Source organism: Salinicola sp. 4072, from assembly GCF_036663415.1.
In the GTDB taxonomy this organism is placed as follows: Bacteria; Pseudomonadota; Gammaproteobacteria; order Pseudomonadales; family Halomonadaceae; genus Salinicola; species Salinicola salarius_A.
In genome coordinates, this window is the sequence record NZ_JAXOVV010000002.1 from 250,892 (window position 1) to 267,733 (window position 16,842).

Consider the following 16,842-nt stretch of genomic DNA (forward strand, 5'->3'; position numbering starts at 1 on the left):
CCATCCTACCGTGGTGCGGGACGACGATCACCCGGTGCCTGTGGCAAGATGGGACGTTCTCGTGTCAACCATGTCGTCGCCGCCATCACTGCCTCCGTGGCAGCCAATGGCAACGTTCACGGTAGCCATGACGACCTCCGCAGTGACTAATAACAATAACCGTAGCAACAAGGACTTCCATTGACGACACCCGTCTTCCTCGCCGTGCTGGCCGGTGCTCTGATGCATGCCAGCTGGAACGCTCTGGTCAAGGTCGGCCTGGACCGACTGCTGAGCATCTCGCTGATCCAGGCCGCCTGCGCCGTGATCGCGCTCGCCGGCGTGGCCTTCGTGCCGCTGCCTCAGCCGGCCGCCTGGCCGTGGCTGGCCGTATCGACGCTTTTGCATATCGGCTACAACGTGTTCCTGGCCCGCGCCTATCGGGTCGGTGATCTCGGCCAGATCTACCCGATTGCTCGCGGTTGCGCGCCCCTGCTGGTCACGCTGATCAGCGTCTTCGCGCTCAGCGAACATCCGTCATGGATCGGCTATCTGGGTATCGCGGTGCTGGTGCTCGGCATTCTGTGCATGGCTTTTCGCGGCGGCACGGGGCCGCGGCTGGAGCGCGCCTCGCTGATCAACGCGCTGACGACCTCCGTCTTCATCGCCGGCTATACGCTGGCCGACGGCAGCGGTGCCCGCGCCAACGGCGATGCGATCGGTTACGTGGTCTGGCTGTTTTTGTTCGATGGCTTCGGCATGCTGCTGGCGCTGGTCGCCATGCGTGGCGTCCGCGCCCTGCCCGAGCTGACCCGCTACTGGCGGGTCGGCCTGCTCGGCGGCGCCCTCTCCATCGGTGCCTACGGCATCACCATCTGGGCCATGACCCAGGCGCCGATCGCGCTGGTGGCGGCGCTGCGGGAAACCAGCGTGCTGTTCGCCATTGCCATCGGTATCGTCTGGCTGAAGGAGCCGTTGCACCGCGAACGCTTGCTGGCCGGCGGCCTGATTCTGGGTGGCGTCATCCTGGCGCACTGGGGTTGATCGTCGACTGTCATCCTGCGTCAGGACTGCTAGGCTAGGAGCAATGACTTCTCGCTCTGCCAACGCCGCTTTACCCGCTTCCGGCGCGCATTCGCCCCATATCCGGACTCGAGCCATCGAGGCGACAGCCATCACCACGACAGCGATCGGCAAGGAGCCCATTTTGCCTCTCACCGCTCCACCGCACGCCACCAACACCGACGGCCAACCGCGCCGGGTCGGCGTCGAGCTCGAGTTCGCCGGCATCGGGCCGATCCAGGCGGCGCGTCTGGTCGAAATGACCTTCGGTGGTCGTGTCGAACAGCACAGCGCGCATCGACTGCAGGTCACCGGAACACCATGGGGCACGTTCCACATCGAGCTGGACAGCAAGTATGTCCACCCGGACGAACAGCTGCTCGATCGCGCTCGTACCACTGATGGTCAGCCGCCGGGTTTCGGCGAGCACCTGCGCGCCAGCGTGCACAGCCGTACCCGCGAATGGCTGGGCGATATGGTCGCCGGCCTGGTGCCGACGGAGATCGTCTGCCCGCCGATTCCCTGGGACGAGCTGGCGCGCCTGGACGAGCTGTTCGCGGCGCTGCGCCGCCACGGCGCGGAAGGCACCGATGCCAGCCTGCTCTACGGCTTCGGCCTCCATCTCAATCCGGAAATCCCTTCTCCCGAGGTGGAGAGCATACTGGCCTATCTGCGAGCCTATCTGATCCTGGCCGACTGGCTGCGCGACGAGATCGTCGTCGACGTGACCCGGGACATGCTGCCCCATACGCGGCCGTTTCACAGCGACTACACCCGCAAGATACTGGCACCGGACTACTGCCCCACCCTGCAGGCTCTGATCGACGACTACCTGGTCGCCAACCCGACCCGCAACCGGGAGCTGGACCTGCTGCCGCTGTTCGCCTGGCTGATGCCGGATCATCCCAACGCGCTGCTACGGGAAACGCTGGTCAAGCCACGGCCGACCTATCACTACCGCCTGCCCAACGCCGCGCTCTCCGACCCGGAATGGGGCGTGAGCGTGGAGTGGAACCGCTGGGCGGAGGTCGAACGTCTCGCCGCCGATCCGGATCGCCTGGCGGAGCGCAGCGCAGCCTATCGCGAGCATCTCGCCCAGCCGACCCTGAGCCGCTGGCTCGATTCCCTGCGTCACTGGATGCGTCATTGATGGCTTCACCGAAACACGCGGCGATAGCCCTGGGAAACGACAAAAGCCGTCCGCTGATCGGCATCACCACCTCGGATCACAAGAGCCTTCTGGCCTGGTGGTGCGACTGGATTTCGGTGTGGCGCGCCGGCGGCAGGCCGGTGCGGATCTCTCCGGCGCGCCCGCTACAGCAGGCGGTGGATGGCCTGATCATCGGTGGCGGCGACGATATCGGTGCCCAACGCTACGGGGGCGAGGTTCAGTTGAATGTCCGCGTCGACCCCGCCCGCGACGAGCTCGAGCTCGACCTGCTGGCCGACTACCTGCCGACCCGCGTGCCGATCCTGGGTATCTGCCGTGGCGCCCAGATGATCAACATCCACTGCGGCGGCAGCCTGATCGAAGACATCCAGACGACTTATAGCCACATCAAGAACCGGCGCACGGTGCTGCCCCGTAAGCGAATCGAGATCGAACCGTTCAGCCAGCTGGCCGACATTCTCAATCGCCGCTACTGCCACGTGAACAGCCTGCATCACCAGGCGGTGGATCGCCCCGGGGACGGCCTCAAGGTGGTCGCCCAGGACCGCGACGACCTCGTGCAGGCGATCGAGAGCGAACGCCACCCGTTTCTCATCGGCGTGCAGTGGCACCCGGAATTCCTGCTCTTCAGCCGTTCCCAGCAGCGACTGATCCGAGCGCTGGTAGAAGCCGCGAGGCACCGCGAGGCTGAATCCAGAGAGGCCACAGCCAGAGACGTCAACATCAGCGACGTCGAGGCCAGCGAGGCCACAGGCAGCGAGGTCAAAGCCAGCGCGGATCCGCCGTGAAGGAGACGGTAAACCAGCGCTGTTCGGCGGGGATGGAGAGACCTTCGGCGATCTCTTCCCGGATCCGGTCGAGTTCGGCGATCCCGCTACCGCTGGCGAAATCCGGTGTGGTAACGATGTGGATCTCGATGTTGTGCACCCGCCCGGTCTTGGCGACATAGCTCTCGAAGCGCTCCAGCCCCGGCCGCTGCATGACTGGCGCCATCGCCTCGCGAACCTCGCGGTCGAGCCGCGATGGCGCCATCATCAGTACCTCCCGCATGGCGCGATACACGATGCCTGCCGGCACCGGCATGAAGCCAAGCGTCAGCACCACCAGCAGCGTCGAATCCACGTAGGGTATCTAGGGCGCGAGAGCCGTCCCCTGCATCACCAGCGCCGCGGCAAACGCCACCAGCAGGGCGCTGGTGATCAGTGCCGCCATCAGCCAGTTCTGGATGTCGATCTTCACGAAGTCGGACCGGGCCTGACGGTTGAGCCGACGTTCGACGAACACCATCACGTAGCAGATCACGCAGACGATCAGCGAGTAGCCGATCGCCATGTCGACTGCCAGCGGGTTGCCGCCCTGAAGCAGCGTGCTGAGCGCATTGAGGAAGGCGTAGAAGCACAGCAGCAGCAGGATCGCGCCGTTGAGCGCCGCCGCCATCGGCTCGAAATGCCAGTAACCCAGCTGGAAACGTCGCGTCGATTCACGGGCGACCAGTTTCGATACCATCAGTGCCAGCAGCGACATCGCCGCATCGATCGACGAGAAGACGCCGTCGAACAGAATCGAATGCGACCCCGACAGCAGCCCGAATCCGACGCCGAGTCCCGCCACGACCAGCGTCGTGACGATGGATAGCTTGAGTGTCTTCTGCTCGAGGGAGACGTCCACGCCACACCCCTTTTCGTCTTGTTATGTGCGACTTGTCGTGTGCACCCTGGTACGCGGAACACCGGCCACGACGATGCCGAAGCTCAGGAAGGCATCACGGCCAGCCGCCGCCCTGCCGGGGAACGCAGCAGAAACAGGCCGATGACGACGCCCATGGCCGATAGCGCAACGACATAGATCGCCGGCGACATCGGGTACCAGCGCATCAGCGTGGTAACGATGATCGGCGTAAAACCGCCGAAGATCGCATAGGCGACGTTATAGGGAAACGAGAGCCCGCTGAAGCGAACCGCGGCCGGGAACGCCTTGACCGCTACCGCCGGAATGGCGCCGGTAATCCCCACTGCGAAGCCGGCCAGCGCATAGAGCGGCATCAGTTGATCCGGGCGCTGGCCAACGACGCTCATCATCAGCCAGTAGCTCGCCCCCAGCAGCGCGCTCCAGCCGATCATCGTCGCTCCGCTACCGAAACGATCGGCGCACCAGCCGGCGATCACGCAGCCCACGATCAGACACAGGATCGCCACCACGTTGGCCAGCGAGGCATCCAGCCCGGCGTACTGCGCCGCCAGCAGCGGCGGCGTCATCAGCATCACCACGACGATCGCCGCGGTCAGGATCCAGCTTACTGCCATGGCCAGCAGCACGCCGCCCAAGTGATCGCGAAGCACCGCCTTGACCGGCATCTCGGCGGCCAACGCCTGGCGTTCACGCATCTCGGCGAAGACCGGCGTCTCGCGCAGCCAGCGGCGAAGATAGACCGCCACCAGCCCGAAGATGCCGCCGAGCAGGAACGGGATTCGCCAGGCGCCGCCGGCCAGTTCCGCCGGGGTGAAGTAGGACTTCATGATCGCCGCCACCAGCGAGCCGATCAGAATGCCGGCCGCCAATCCTCCCGACAGCGTGCCGCAGGCGAGACCGACATGGCGACGCTGGACATGCTCGGTGACGAACACCCAGGCACCCGGCACCTCGCCGCCCACGGCCGCGCCCTGCAGCATGCGCAGCAGCACCAGCACCAGCGGCGCCAGGTAGCCGATGGCGTGATAGGTCGGCAGGCAACCGATCGCCAGTGTCGGCAGCGCCATCAGCAGGATCGATAGCGTGAACATCCGCTTGCGCCCCAGCAGGTCGCCGAAGTGCGCCATGACGATGCCGCCCAGCGGCCTGACCAGATAGCCGGCGGCAAAGATGCCGAAGGTCTGGATCTGGCGCAGCCATTCCGGCATGTCGGGTGGAAAGAACAGCTGGCCGATGACCGTGGCGAAGTAGACGAAGATGATGAAGTCGTAGAATTCCAGCGCGCCGCCGAGGGCCGACAGCGAGAGCGTCCTGATATCGTTGCGGGAGAGCGGGCGCGACGGGATCGTCGTGGGATCGTGAGCCATATCGGTGTTCCAGAAGGACGACGCCCCAGGGCGCCGTCACGGTCATTCCGGGCGAAGCCCGAGCCCCGCGCGTCGGCGTGGCGCGGGGCTCGAGAATCGGTTTCAGTGCTGCATCACCGCCAGGCGCTGGCCGCTCGGCGCCCGCAGCAGGAAGATGCCGATCACTACGCCGAGTAGCGCCAGCGCGGCGATATAGTATGCCGGCGCGGCGGGATGACTAGCCATCAGCGTCGAGACGACGACGGGCGTGAAGCCGCCGAAGATGGCGTAGGCGACGTTGTAGGAGAACGACAGCCCGGAAAAGCGCACCGCGGCCGGGAACGACTTGACGGCAACGGTGGGCACGACGCCGACGATCCCCACGCCGAAGCCGGCCAGGCAGTAGAGCAGCATCAGCTGGTCGGGCTGAGACGGTACCGTATGCATCATGATCCAGTAGGTGATTCCCAGCAGCAGGCTCCACAGAATGATGGTGATGCCGCTGCCGATACGATCGCAGCACCAGCCCGAGACCACGCAGCCGATGATCACGAAGACGATCGCCCACACGTTGGCCAGCGAGGCATCGATGTCGTAGAGCGACTGCAGCAGGCTCGGCGTCATCAGCACGACCACGACGACGGCCCCGGTAAGGATCCAGGTCACCGCCATCGACAGCACCACGCTATCCAGATGCCGGCTGAGCACCCGCTTGACCGGCAACCCTTCGGACAGCGCTTTCTTGGCACGCATCTCGGCGAACACTGGCGTCTCTTCCAGATAGCGGCGCAGGTAGACGGCCAGGAAGCCGAACACGCCGCCGATCAGAAACGGCACGCGCCAGCCGTAGGCGGTCATCTCTTCGGGGGTAAAGTACGACTTCAGAAACGCCGAGATGATCGAGCCGATCAGGATGCCGGCCACCAGCCCGGCGGCCAGCGTGCCGCAAGCGAGGCCGACGTCCTTGCGCGAGACGTGCTCGGTGACGAAGACCCAGGCACCCGGGACTTCACCGCCAACCGCCGCACCCTGCAGGATACGCATCAACACCAGCAGCAGCGGTGCCAGATAACCGATGGTTTCGTAGGTCGGCAGGCAGCCGATCAGCAGCGTCGGCACCGACATCAGGAAGATCGACAGCGTGAACATGCGCTTGCGGCCCAGCAGGTCACCGAAGTGCGCCATGATGATGCCGCCCAGCGGACGCGCCAGATAACCCGCCGCGAAAATGCCGTAGGTCTGCACCATCCGCAGCCATTCCGGCATGTCGGCGGGAAAGAACAGGTGGCCGATCACCGTGGCGAAATAGACGAAGATGATGAAGTCGTAGAACTCCAGCGCGCCGCCCAGGGCGGATAGCGACAGGATCTTGATGTCACCGCGTGACAGCGGACGCGACGGAGCCGCATCGTATTGAGGTGCGTTAGCCATAGCCGTGTTCTTTTTTCTGAGGCGTTGAAACGTGCGAGTGTCCAGTAGCCAACGTGCGTCACGGATGCTCGACAGAGGATGCCGTCCGCCGCATGAAGGGGCCATGACATTACCAGACTTTAAAAGTTCCGTCAGTGTGGGGTTGTCAAGCGACAACCCCTTCGGAGGTATCGCCGAGAGCGTCGGTTTTCCCGATCGACACAAAAAAGCCGGCCTCGCGGGGCCGGCTTTCGACATCACCGATGCTCAACTTTCCAGTTTGGCATCCAGCGAGATCCTGGCGTTCAGCAGCTTGGAGATCGGGCAGCCTTCCTTGGCCTTCTGAGCGGCGCTGTCGAAGGTTGCCTGGTCGGCCCCCGGAATCTTGGCTACGGTCTTGAGCTGGACTTCGGTAATGGTGAAGCCGCTGTCGTCCTGCTCCATGATCACGGTGGCATCCGTCTTGATGCTGTCCGGCTCGATGCCCTCTTCGCCCAGCATCATGGAGAGCGCCATCGAGAAGCAGCTGGCATGAGCGGATGCGATCAGCTCTTCCGGGTTGGTGCCGGGCTGACCTTCGAAACGGGTATTGAAGCCGTAGGGGCTCTCCTTGAGCGCGCCGCTCTCGGTGGAGACGACACCCTTGCCTTTCTTCAGGCTGCCTTTCCATTCGGCAGATCCGAATTTCTTGATCGTCATCGTCAACTCCTTCTGGTTTGCTATGACGTTTCGACGTCATCGGCCATCGCGGTGGATGGGATGAGGATCAGTGTAGACCACTTGCGCCAGACGTCATCCGCCCCGACTCACCGACTCCCGCGTGAGCCGCGAATTCGCTACGCCTTGAGCGCATCCAGCGCCGCGTCGTAATCCGGCTCGTTCTTGATCTCGCTGACCAGCTCGGCATGCACGACCTTGTCCTGCTCGTCGATCACGATGACGGCCCGCGCGCAGAGCCCCGCCATTACCCCGCTCTGCAAGGCGACGCCGTAATGCTCCCGGAATTCCGGATGGCGAAAGCAGGAGAGCGTGACCACGCGGTCCAGCCCTTCGGCGCCGCAGAAACGGCTCTGCGCGAACGGCAGATCCGCCGATACGATCAGCACCGCCGTGTTGTCGAGCCCGCTGGCATATTCGTTGAACTTGCGCGTGGACATTGCACAGGTCCTGGTATCGACGCTGGGAATGATGTTGAGCACCTTGCGGCGCCCGGCAAAATCCGACAGCGACACGCCTTCCAGCTCGCCACCGGTCAGGGTAAAGGCAGGCGCCGTCTCGCCGACGACCGGAAAGTCGCCTCCCACCTCGACGGGTACGCCGCCTCGCGTCACGCTCTGCATGGCTGTCTCTCCAAAAAACGATTCAAACAAGAGGAATGGATTTAAACGAAAGGAATGATTCAAGGGCGAAGCGATTGAAAGGATCGCAGCGGCGTATCCGGTGACACCCGCGCCACCGACCAGCATAGCCTATTCCTGTGCTTCGCACCCCGCCCGCGCCAGGACACGGCGCGATACCTTCAGCGCCTCTGAATCTGGCGCTCGCAACTTTGCCATGTTGCGCTGCGGGATCGATTCGGGATCGGGATAGCTCGCCAGCGCTCGTTCGAGCTCCGCTTCCCGGAGAATATGCACCATCGGGTAAGGCGAACGATTGGTGGCATTGGCCGGGTCGGCCGCCTCGACGCCGTCGAAGACGTAATCCGGGTGGAAGCTGGCCAACTGGTAGATGCCGGTGTATTCGAGCTCCTCCAGCAGTTGCTCCGCCAGCTCGAGCCAATCCAGATAGTCGTCGAAATCCTCCATGCCGGCCGGCGCGATCAGCAGCGTGGTGGCAATTCCGGGCTCGGCATCCAGGCGACGGCACTCCGTCACCAGTTCGTGGAGCAGCCCCTCGAGATCGGTGGCATCGGCCACCGCGTAGCGGATGGCGTCCCGTCGCGATTCGCGGCCAGCAAAGGGGCAGATATCGTGGGCGACGACGAAGGATTCCAGCCAGGCCCGCGTGCGGCCGATAAATGAAAGGTCGATGACGGAGAGCTCCTGAGTCAGGGACGTGAACCGAATGAGGCGATCGTACCCGTCGAAAAACGATTCACATGAAATCAATCGACGTCTCGCGGGCACCCGGCGATATTAATCGATTGTCGAGATAGACGGTTGCCGAGATAGACGATCGTCGAACCATAGGGTGATCGACAAAGCCATTTGCGAAACCCGCGAGTGGCAGCCAGCATAACAGCAACGCCTTAACGAACAGGGGGTTCCATGCCAAGTACGCCATCGCGCCCAAGTACGCCACCGTGCATCGTGCTGCCAGAGAGCCAGGCAGCGCCCTCGATATTCCTTCCGGCCATCGGCCAGGGGACCTGGTACATGGGAGAAAACCAGGTGCCGCGCCGGCAGGAAGTCGCGGCGCTGCGCCATGGGCTGGATCTCGGGCTGGAGGTCATCGATACCGCCGAGATGTACGGCGACGGCGGCGCCGAAGAGGTCGTCGGCGAGGCAATCCGCGGGCGGCGCGACGACGCCTTCATCGTCTCCAAGGTCTACCCCTGGAACGCCGGCCGGGAGAGCGCCATCGCGGCCTGCGAGCGCAGCCTCGAACGGTTGGGCATCGACACGATCGACCTCTATCTACTGCACTGGCCCGGCAACATTCCCCTCGAAGAGACGTTCGAGGCATTCGAACGGCTGCGTGACCAGGGCAAGATCCGGCGCTTCGGGGTTTCCAACTTCGATGCCGGCAACCTCAGAGCCATGGAGGCGCTGCCCGCCGCCGCCGACTGTGCCACCAATCAGGTGCTCTACCACCTCGGCTCCCGCGGCACCGAAGTCGATATCGTTCCATGGATGCAGGATCACCATATTCCGGTGATGGCGTACTGCCCGCTGGCGCAGGGCGGGCGGCTGCGATCCAAGCTGCTCTCCTCGTCCGTGGTCAACGACATCGCCGACAAGCACGGCGTCAGCGCTGCCCAGGTACTGCTGGCCTGGGTCATTCGCCCCACCAGTGTCAGTCAGGATGGAGCACGAGGCGTCATCGCGATTCCCAAGGCATCGAGCCTGGCTCATGTCGAGGCCAATGCCGCCGCGCTGGAGATCGAGCTCGACAGCGACGACCTCACCCAGCTCGACAACGCCTTTCCCGCCCCGAAGGAGCCGGTATCGCTGGATATCGTTTGAACCGCCCCGAGGTCAGAACGATCCCCATGGCGACACCGTTTCCTACAGCGGCAGCTGACCGGTGGTTGCCACCGAACCGCGCCGGGATGCCAGCCGATCCGCCAGCCGGGTCGGCTCCGGCAGCTTGGTCTTGCCCAGGCAGCGCACCACCCAGTCGACGGCGCCATCGAGGGACATTCGATGCCCCGGCGACACGAACAGCGGTTTCACCCCCTCCCGCGAACGCAGCACCGCGCCGATGGTGACGCGGCCACGCTCGTCGAGGGCAACGTCGTTCGGGTCCTCTTCGCGCCGACGGTCGGTCAACGGCGTCCATGCGCCCTTCTCCAAGGGCACGTCGCCAAACTGACCGCATAGCCGGCTCTTGCCCACGCCGATGGTGGGCAGATCGAGCCAGAGCCCCAGATGCGAGGCGATGCCCAGACGGCGCGGATGCGCGATGCCCTGGCCATCGACCATGATCAGATCCGGGCGCTGCGACAACTGCTCGAACGCCCCCAGCGCCGCCGGAATCTCGCGAAACGACAACAGCCCCGGCACGTAGGGCATGCGCGTCGGCTCGCGATGCACTACCTGCTCGATCAAGGTGAGCGACGGCCATTCGAGCAGCACCAGCGCCGCCCGCGTGGTCTCCCCGCCATCTTCGAAGCCGATATCCATGCCGGCGATCAGGCCGACCTCTCCCAGCGCCTCCTCGCGGACGATCCGTGGTGCCAGCTGCTTCTGCAAGGCGATCGCCGCCTCGGGCGTGAGATTCCATTCATGTAGCGCCATCCTGCGCCTCCCGCCATCCAGGTTGAGGACATCAGCCTAGGGCCTGTTGCCGTTTCATGCACGGCCGCGCCGCTCTCCGACCTAGACTCATCTTTCAATCCCGATTCGCCTTTCAATCCCGATTCGCCCTTCAAGTCCGATTCGGCCTTCAACGGACGCGACGTCGCGTTACACTTGGCGACGCTTTTGCCGCTTCACTCTCTCAGACGCAACAGGGCGCCGCGCCGTGAAACTACTCCACACCGCCGACTGGCACCTGGGCCAGTCCTTCCATGGCCAGGAACGCCATGTCGAACATCGCGCCTTTCTCGACTGGCTGCTGGGGACACTCGTCGAGCGCCAGCCCGACGCACTGCTGATCGCCGGCGATATCTTCGATGTGGTCAATCCCTCGCTACGCGCCCAGGAACTGCTCTACGACTTCATCGTTGCCGCCCACGCCGCGCTGCCGGCGCTAGAGATCGTGATGATCGCCGGCAACCACGACAGCGGCTCGCGCATCGAGCTGCCTGCGCCGCTGATGAAGAGCCTCAGGACGCACGCCCTAGGGCGCGTGCACTGGCTCGACGACGGCCGCCTCGACAGCGACCACCTGCTGGTGCCGCTGCACGACGCCGGCGGCGCGCTCAAGGCGTGGTGCCTGGCGCTGCCCTTTCTGCGCCCCGCGGAGGTGACCGGCGGCGAGATCGACGACTATCGCGACGGCATCGCGCGGGTGCATGGCGAACTGATCTCAGCCGCCGAGGCACGCCGCCAGCCGGGCCAGGCGCTGGTGGCGATGAGTCACGCCCATCTTCAGGGCGCCGCCGTCTCGGAGGCGAGCGAGCGTCCCATCGTCATCGGCGGCGAGGAGTCGGTTTCGGCGACGCTGTTCCCCGAATCGATCGCCTACGTCGCGCTTGGCCACCTGCATCGGCCCCAGCAGGTCGGCGAGCCACGCATCCGCTACAGCGGCTCGCCCCTGCCGCTCGATTTCAGCGAGAGCCACTATCCGCACCAAGTGATCGAATTCACCCTCGACGGCGAAGCGCTGGGCGGGATCGAGACGCTACCGATCCCGCGACACGTCGCGCTGCAACGCGTGGGGCCGGGCAGTCTCGAAGAGGTCGAACAGGCGCTGGAGACGCTGGAGACGGACGCCGCGCTCCCCGATGCCACGATGCCTCGCGAACGCTGGCCGTGGCTGGAGATTCGGGTCGATCTCGATGCGCCCCGCCCCGATCTGCGTGCGCGCATCGAAACCGCCCTGGATGGCAAGCCGCTGCGTCTGCTGCGCATTCACAGCCGCTATCCCAATGCCAGCTCGCAGGATGATGCGGACGCCAGTGTCGATCTCGACAGCCTGACCCCACAGGAGATCTTCGGCCGCACCTGGCAGGCGCGCTACGGCGACGCACCACCGGAAGAGGTGATGACGGATTTCGCCAGCCTCCTGCAGCAGGTTCAGGACGCGGAAAGCCAACAGGAGAACGATGTGGAAAACAAGGCATGAAGATTCTCGCCATTCGCCTGGAAAACCTCGCCTCGCTGGCCGGACTCCACGAGATCGACTTCACCGCCTCGCCGCTGGCCGACCAGGGTCTGTTCGCCATCACCGGCCCCACCGGCGCCGGCAAGAGCACGCTGCTCGATGCGCTCTGCCTGGCGCTCTACGGCAGCACGCCGCGCCTGCGTCAGGCGCCCCGACGGGACTCCCAGATCGCCGATATCAACGACGACACGCTGACCACCGCCGATGCACGCACCCTGCTGCGGCGGGGTTGCGCCAGCGGCTTCGCCGAGGTGGATTTCGTCGGCCGTGATGGCCGTCGCTACCGGGCGCGCTGGTCGGTGCGCCGTGCCCGCAACAAGGTCGACGGCAGCCTGCAGAAGACCGAGCAGTCTCTCACCGACCTGGACGCCAACCAGTTGCTCACCGCCCAGACGCGGGAGTTCGAAAAGCTGCTGCCCGAGCGTCTGGGTCTCAAGTTCGACCAGTTCACCCGCGCCGTGTTACTGGCCCAGAGCGAGTTCGCCGCCTTTCTCAAGGCCGACGACAACGAACGCAGCGAACTGCTCGAGCGCCTGACCGATACCCAGCACTATTCCGAGATCTCGAAGGCCGCCTATCGACGGGTGCGCGAGGCCAAAGCGACCCTCGAGGCCATCGAGACCCGCTTGGCGGACGCCCTGCCGGTGGACGCCGACACCCGTACCACCTACGAGCAGCAGGCCCGGGCCGAGGAGCAGGCGCTGGCCGAGTTGCAGGCGGAACTGTCGCGCCACCAGGCCCAAGGCATCGAGCTCGAACGCGATGCTCAACTCCTTCAGGCGTGGCAGCAGGCGGAAGCCGGCTGGCGCCAGGCCGAACACGAGTGGCAGCAGAACCAGACCGAGCGCCACCAGCTCGCTCAGCTCGACGAGCTGGCCCCGTGGCGGGAACGGGCTCGGCGACGCCAGGCGCTTGAGCGTATCTTGACCGCCAATCGCCAGACCCTGGCGGAACAGCGCCGCCTGTCCGAAGATGGCGACCGCGAACGCGAAGCTCTGGAGCCCCGGCTGGCCGCGGCGCGCCAAGCCCACGAGCAGGCCCGGCAGGACGAACGGGAAGCCCAGCCGCTGCTGGACGAAGCGCGCCGGCTGGCCGCCGATCTCGAATATCAGCGGCAGCAGCTCACCCAGCAGCAGCAGGAACACCGCCAGCTCGCCGACTCCGCACTGGCCGATGACCAGCGCCACGAAGCACTGACACGGACACGCCAGCCGCTCGAGGCGCGTCTCGATGAACAGCGGGCCGCGCTGGCGCGCTTGCTGGAAGCCACCGACGAGCCCGGCGAGCACGCAAACGAACACTCAAGCACATACCCAAGCGCCCACGAGCTGCGTGCGAGCCTGAACCGTCGACGCGACCTGGCCCAACATGAGCTGCAAACGCTGCAAAGCCTGCAGCATGACTGGCGCGAAGGCGAACGCCTGCACCGCGAGCAGACCGCGACACGCCAGCAGCTCGATGCCGAACGCCACCGGCTAAAGACGCTGGAAACCGAAGGCAGACAGGCCGCGGAACGGCTCAAGGCCGCCGAGTCCGAAGACGAGACGATCCGCGATCAGATCGAAGCGGCAAGAGCGGCCCGGAGCGAGAGCGTCGAACAGCTGCGCCAATACCTGCGGGAAGACGAGCCCTGCCCGGTCTGTGGGGGAACGGATCATCCCTTCCGGCACGCACCGCCAGCGCACCCCGGCGTCGCCATGATCGAGGCGATCGAGCGCCAGGAGCGGCAACGGCTCGAAGGCCAGCGCCAGCAGGTCGAGCGTGCCCAGCAAACCTACCATCAGTGCAGCGCCGACTATCGTGCCTGTCGCCAGGGCATGCAGGAAAGAGAGCGCCAGCTCGAGACGCTGTCCCGGCAGCTCGATCAGGCCCGCGCGGCGATCGATGCCCACGACGACGCCCCGGCGCTTCGCCGGAACGAGTCGGCCGACGGCTGGTTCGAGAGCCGGCGGGAACGGCTGAATCGGCAATGGCAGGAGGCCAGCGACCGTCTCGCCGCGCTCGACGACGCGGAGCGCCTGCTGCAGCCGCTGGAAGCCGACTGGCAACGGCTGTCGCTCGAGCTGGGCAAGCTGGAAGAGCGCCGCGCCCTGAATCGCCAACGCCTGCAGGCGCTCGAGGCGTTGTTACCTTCACGTCAGCAGCAGGTGGAAGATATTGGCAGTCGGCTGGCGGCCCGGCTTGGCAGTCACGAATCCGTTCCGGCCTGGCAGGCAGCGCTGGAACGGCAGTGCCGGCAGGCGGAAGCGACCCTCGAGGAGCATCAGGCGCGCTGGCAGACGCTGGCCCAGACCCACGCGCAGCTGAGCCAAAAGCTGGTGGATCTCGAACAGCGCCAGCAAGACGCCCAGGCCGAGTTCGACGAACTCGACGGCGGCTGGCAGGCCTGGCGCCGCGAACGCCCTGCCCTCGACGACGAGACGGTCGAGGCGCTGCTGGCCGTCAGCGAAGCGGATCATCGCCGGCGGCGGGAGGCCCTGACCAGACTGGAGCGCGACCTGGCCGCCGCGACCGTCAAGCAGGAGGAGCGCCGACAGGCGCTGCACGATCAGCGTCGCCGGTTACTGCCGGCATCGGACGAGAAGGACCTGCTCGACGAGGCCAACAGCCGCGAGCTGGCGGGGCAATTGGCCCGCCAGCGCGAGACGCTGCAGGCGTTGGAACGACAGCGCGACGAGCGTCAGGAGAGTCGCGATGCGGCCCAGCACCGGCTTCGCGAGGACAACCGCCGCCGCCAGGCCCAGCGCGAAGGCGCCCAGGCGCGCGAGGCGGCACAGCACGAGCTCAATCGCTGGCGGCTGATCGGCGACCTGATCGGCAGCGCGGATGGCAAGCAGTTTCGGCGCATCGCCCAGGCCTACAATCTCGATCACCTGTTGACCCACGCCAACCAGCACTTGCGGGCGCTGACGCCCCGCTACCGGCTGACGCGCGGTGGCAGCGAGCTCGGCATTCTGGTGATCGATGGCGACATGGCCGACGAACGCCGCTCGGTGCATTCGCTCTCCGGCGGCGAGACGTTCCTGGTCTCGCTCGCCCTCGCCCTGGGTCTGGCTTCGATGGCATCGCACCAGTTGGCGATCGAATCGCTGTTCATCGACGAAGGCTTCGGCAGTCTCGATCCGGCGTCGCTGGCACTGGCAATGGATGCCCTCGACGGCCTGCAGGCGCAAGGGCGTCGGGTCGGAGTGATCTCCCACGTCCAGGAAATGCACGAGCGAATTCCGCTGCAGATACGGGTCGAACCCAGCGGCAACGGCGCCAGCCGAGTGGCGATTCGGCACCGCTGAGGAATCCGCCCTGCCGGACCATTGGCATCTACACCTCGATTGCCGCCCGGGCCATGACCTGGGCGGCGGCGCCTCTGGCCGCAGGGAACGTGCTGTCTTCGATGATCTTGATCGGAACGGATTGGGACTTCCTGAGCAGATCGTTCTGATGGTCGTGGAAGTAGGCCAGGGCCGGCTCTATCAGACGCGCTTCCAACCGCATCAAAGAGCCCCCCAGAATCAGCATCGAGGGATTGAGCGTATGGTGCAGATTGAGCATCAAGAGCCCCAGCGCTTCTCCCGCACGCTGGATCAGGGCTTGAACGGCTTCCTCGTCGGCCCGGGCCTGTACCGCCGCGCTGAGACTGGCCTCCGGCTCGACGTTCAGCGCTTCGCGCAGCGCCCACCCGCTTACCAGCGTTTCCGCACAGCCGCGGTTGCCGCAATGGCAAAACGCGCCGCCAGGCTGGATCACGGTATGTCCGATCTCGCCAACCAGTCCCTGATATCCCCTCGGTACCACGGGGAAATGTTCACCGCTGACCACGCCGCAGCCGATACCGATGTCGGCGCTGATGTAAGCGATCGACTCGGGCGGCACGCCGTCGAAGAAGTAGAACTCACCGAACGCAGCGGCATTGGCCTCGTTGTCCAGCAGCCATACGCCACCCGGCAGATCCGGCTGTTCCCGCAGTAACCCCAGAAAGTCGATGTCGGTCCAGCCCAGATTGGGCGCCAGTCTGAGAATGGGGGCGCGGGGAGAAACGGGGCCGGGCACGGAGACGCCGAGCCCGAGGCAGGAACGCCCTCCCAGGGCGGGATCCTGACGGAGCTGCACCAGCAGCTGTGCAAGGCGCGTTGCCGTGGCCTCGGGCGTGGTGGGAGAAACTTCCTGGTGAAGGCTCGCCAGGATCTCTCCCACCAGATTGCAGGCAACCAGCCGCAGGCCCTTGACCCCGACCTCGGCGCCCAGCATGTAGTGACGATCGCCATCGAGATAAAGCGCTCGCCCCGGGCGCCCGCCACCACGTGAATGCAGCTCACCCTCACGCAGCCAGCCACCCTCGGACAACGCCTGTACCACGCTACCGACGGTGGCCTTGGTCAGACCGGTCTGGAGGGCGATATCCGCCCGCGACAATCCAGGACTGCGCCTCACGGTGCTGAGAATGGTGCTGCGGTTGAGACTCTTCAGATAGTTGAGATCGCCAGCGACTTGCGGCGTGAAGGAATTCGGCATGGGCGAGGCGGCAACATCGAGTAATGGCTGATTGAGACGACTATACCAAAGCCCGACGAGTTCGGCCGAAAAGCGTCTGCCATGGCGGGACCTAAGGAAACGCTGCATAAATCCCGCCACAGCTGCCTGATCGGCACCGGTGGGGTAGAATCTGACCTTCCTGCCACCGTCTGACAGAGCCTCCCG

Annotated in this window: 15 protein-coding genes; 6 read left to right on the forward strand and 9 right to left on the reverse strand. The window is 65.4% G+C overall.

All coding sequences use genetic code 11. The features are described from left to right. Nucleotides 1-180 precede the first annotated feature (180 nt). From R3F72_RS03445 to R3F72_RS03455, 3 genes are all read left to right on the forward strand, one after another. A complete protein-coding gene (locus tag R3F72_RS03445; RefSeq protein ID WP_087718010.1) occupies nucleotides 181-1,023 on the forward strand; it encodes an EamA family transporter in 843 nt (280 codons plus the stop codon). A gap of 163 nt (nucleotides 1,024-1,186) precedes the next feature. After that, nucleotides 1,187-2,191, forward strand: a complete 1,005-nt coding sequence (locus tag R3F72_RS03450) for an amidoligase family protein (RefSeq protein WP_087718011.1) — start codon at nucleotides 1,187-1,189, stop codon at nucleotides 2,189-2,191. Beyond that, nucleotides 2,191-3,000 (forward strand): gamma-glutamyl-gamma-aminobutyrate hydrolase family protein, encoded by an 810-nt coding sequence (locus R3F72_RS03455; protein WP_087718012.1) that lies wholly within the window; start codon nucleotides 2,191-2,193, stop codon nucleotides 2,998-3,000. Before R3F72_RS03450 ends, R3F72_RS03455 begins: the two co-directional genes overlap by 1 nt. On the opposite strand, the gene R3F72_RS03460 is transcribed toward R3F72_RS03455, so the two are convergent. The 7 genes from R3F72_RS03460 to R3F72_RS03490 form a co-directional block, all read right to left on the reverse strand. Then, nucleotides 2,975-3,334: a hypothetical protein gene (locus tag R3F72_RS03460; protein WP_256961057.1), complete on the reverse strand. Its 360-nt coding sequence runs from the start codon at nucleotides 3,332-3,334 to the stop codon at nucleotides 2,975-2,977. The two genes, R3F72_RS03455 and R3F72_RS03460, sit on opposite strands and share 26 nt — an antisense overlap. Before the next feature lie 9 nt (nucleotides 3,335-3,343). Beyond that, nucleotides 3,344-3,880: a cation transporter gene (locus R3F72_RS03465; protein WP_256961058.1), complete on the reverse strand. Its 537-nt coding sequence runs from the start codon at nucleotides 3,878-3,880 to the stop codon at nucleotides 3,344-3,346. An 83-nt stretch (nucleotides 3,881-3,963) separates the two neighbouring features. Continuing rightward, complete coding sequence (locus R3F72_RS03470; protein WP_332778924.1) at nucleotides 3,964-5,268, reverse strand: MFS transporter; 1,305 nt, start codon at nucleotides 5,266-5,268, stop codon at nucleotides 3,964-3,966. A 102-nt stretch (nucleotides 5,269-5,370) separates the two neighbouring features. Next, entirely contained in the window at nucleotides 5,371-6,678 is a 1,308-nt protein-coding gene (locus tag R3F72_RS03475) for an MFS transporter (RefSeq protein WP_087718014.1), read from the reverse strand. A 246-nt stretch (nucleotides 6,679-6,924) separates the two neighbouring features. After that, nucleotides 6,925-7,356, reverse strand: a complete 432-nt coding sequence (locus R3F72_RS03480) for an OsmC family protein (RefSeq protein WP_087718015.1) — start codon at nucleotides 7,354-7,356, stop codon at nucleotides 6,925-6,927. 137 nt (nucleotides 7,357-7,493) lie between these two features. Then, nucleotides 7,494-7,997 (reverse strand): thiol peroxidase, encoded by a 504-nt coding sequence (tpx, locus tag R3F72_RS03485; protein WP_087718016.1) that lies wholly within the window; start codon nucleotides 7,995-7,997, stop codon nucleotides 7,494-7,496. Between the two features lie 129 nt (nucleotides 7,998-8,126). After that, nucleotides 8,127-8,765 (reverse strand): DUF1415 domain-containing protein, encoded by a 639-nt coding sequence (locus tag R3F72_RS03490; RefSeq protein ID WP_256961060.1) that lies wholly within the window; start codon nucleotides 8,763-8,765, stop codon nucleotides 8,127-8,129. A 159-nt stretch (nucleotides 8,766-8,924) separates the two neighbouring features. Between R3F72_RS03490 and R3F72_RS03495 the strand changes: the two genes are divergently transcribed. Next, on the forward strand, nucleotides 8,925-9,842 hold the full coding sequence (locus R3F72_RS03495; RefSeq protein ID WP_087718017.1) for an aldo/keto reductase: 918 nt from the start codon (nucleotides 8,925-8,927) through the stop codon (nucleotides 9,840-9,842). A 42-nt stretch (nucleotides 9,843-9,884) separates the two neighbouring features. Here R3F72_RS03495 and nfi read toward each other — a convergent pair whose 3' ends face one another. Beyond that, entirely contained in the window at nucleotides 9,885-10,616 is a 732-nt protein-coding gene (gene nfi / locus R3F72_RS03500) for a deoxyribonuclease V (protein WP_087718018.1), read from the reverse strand. Between the two features lie 226 nt (nucleotides 10,617-10,842). Between nfi and R3F72_RS03505 the strand changes: the two genes are divergently transcribed. Both R3F72_RS03505 and R3F72_RS03510 read left to right on the forward strand, forming a co-directional pair. Then, nucleotides 10,843-12,108, forward strand: a complete 1,266-nt coding sequence (locus tag R3F72_RS03505) for an exonuclease SbcCD subunit D C-terminal domain-containing protein (RefSeq protein WP_087718019.1) — start codon at nucleotides 10,843-10,845, stop codon at nucleotides 12,106-12,108. Beyond that, nucleotides 12,105-15,437: an AAA family ATPase gene (locus R3F72_RS03510; RefSeq protein ID WP_332778925.1), complete on the forward strand. Its 3,333-nt coding sequence runs from the start codon at nucleotides 12,105-12,107 to the stop codon at nucleotides 15,435-15,437. The genes R3F72_RS03505 and R3F72_RS03510 overlap by 4 nt, the downstream gene beginning before the upstream one ends. Nucleotides 15,438-15,465: 28 nt before the next feature. Here R3F72_RS03510 and R3F72_RS03515 read toward each other — a convergent pair. Further along, on the reverse strand, nucleotides 15,466-16,842 hold a 1,377-nt coding region (locus R3F72_RS03515; protein ID WP_332778926.1), incomplete at its 5' end, for an ROK family transcriptional regulator.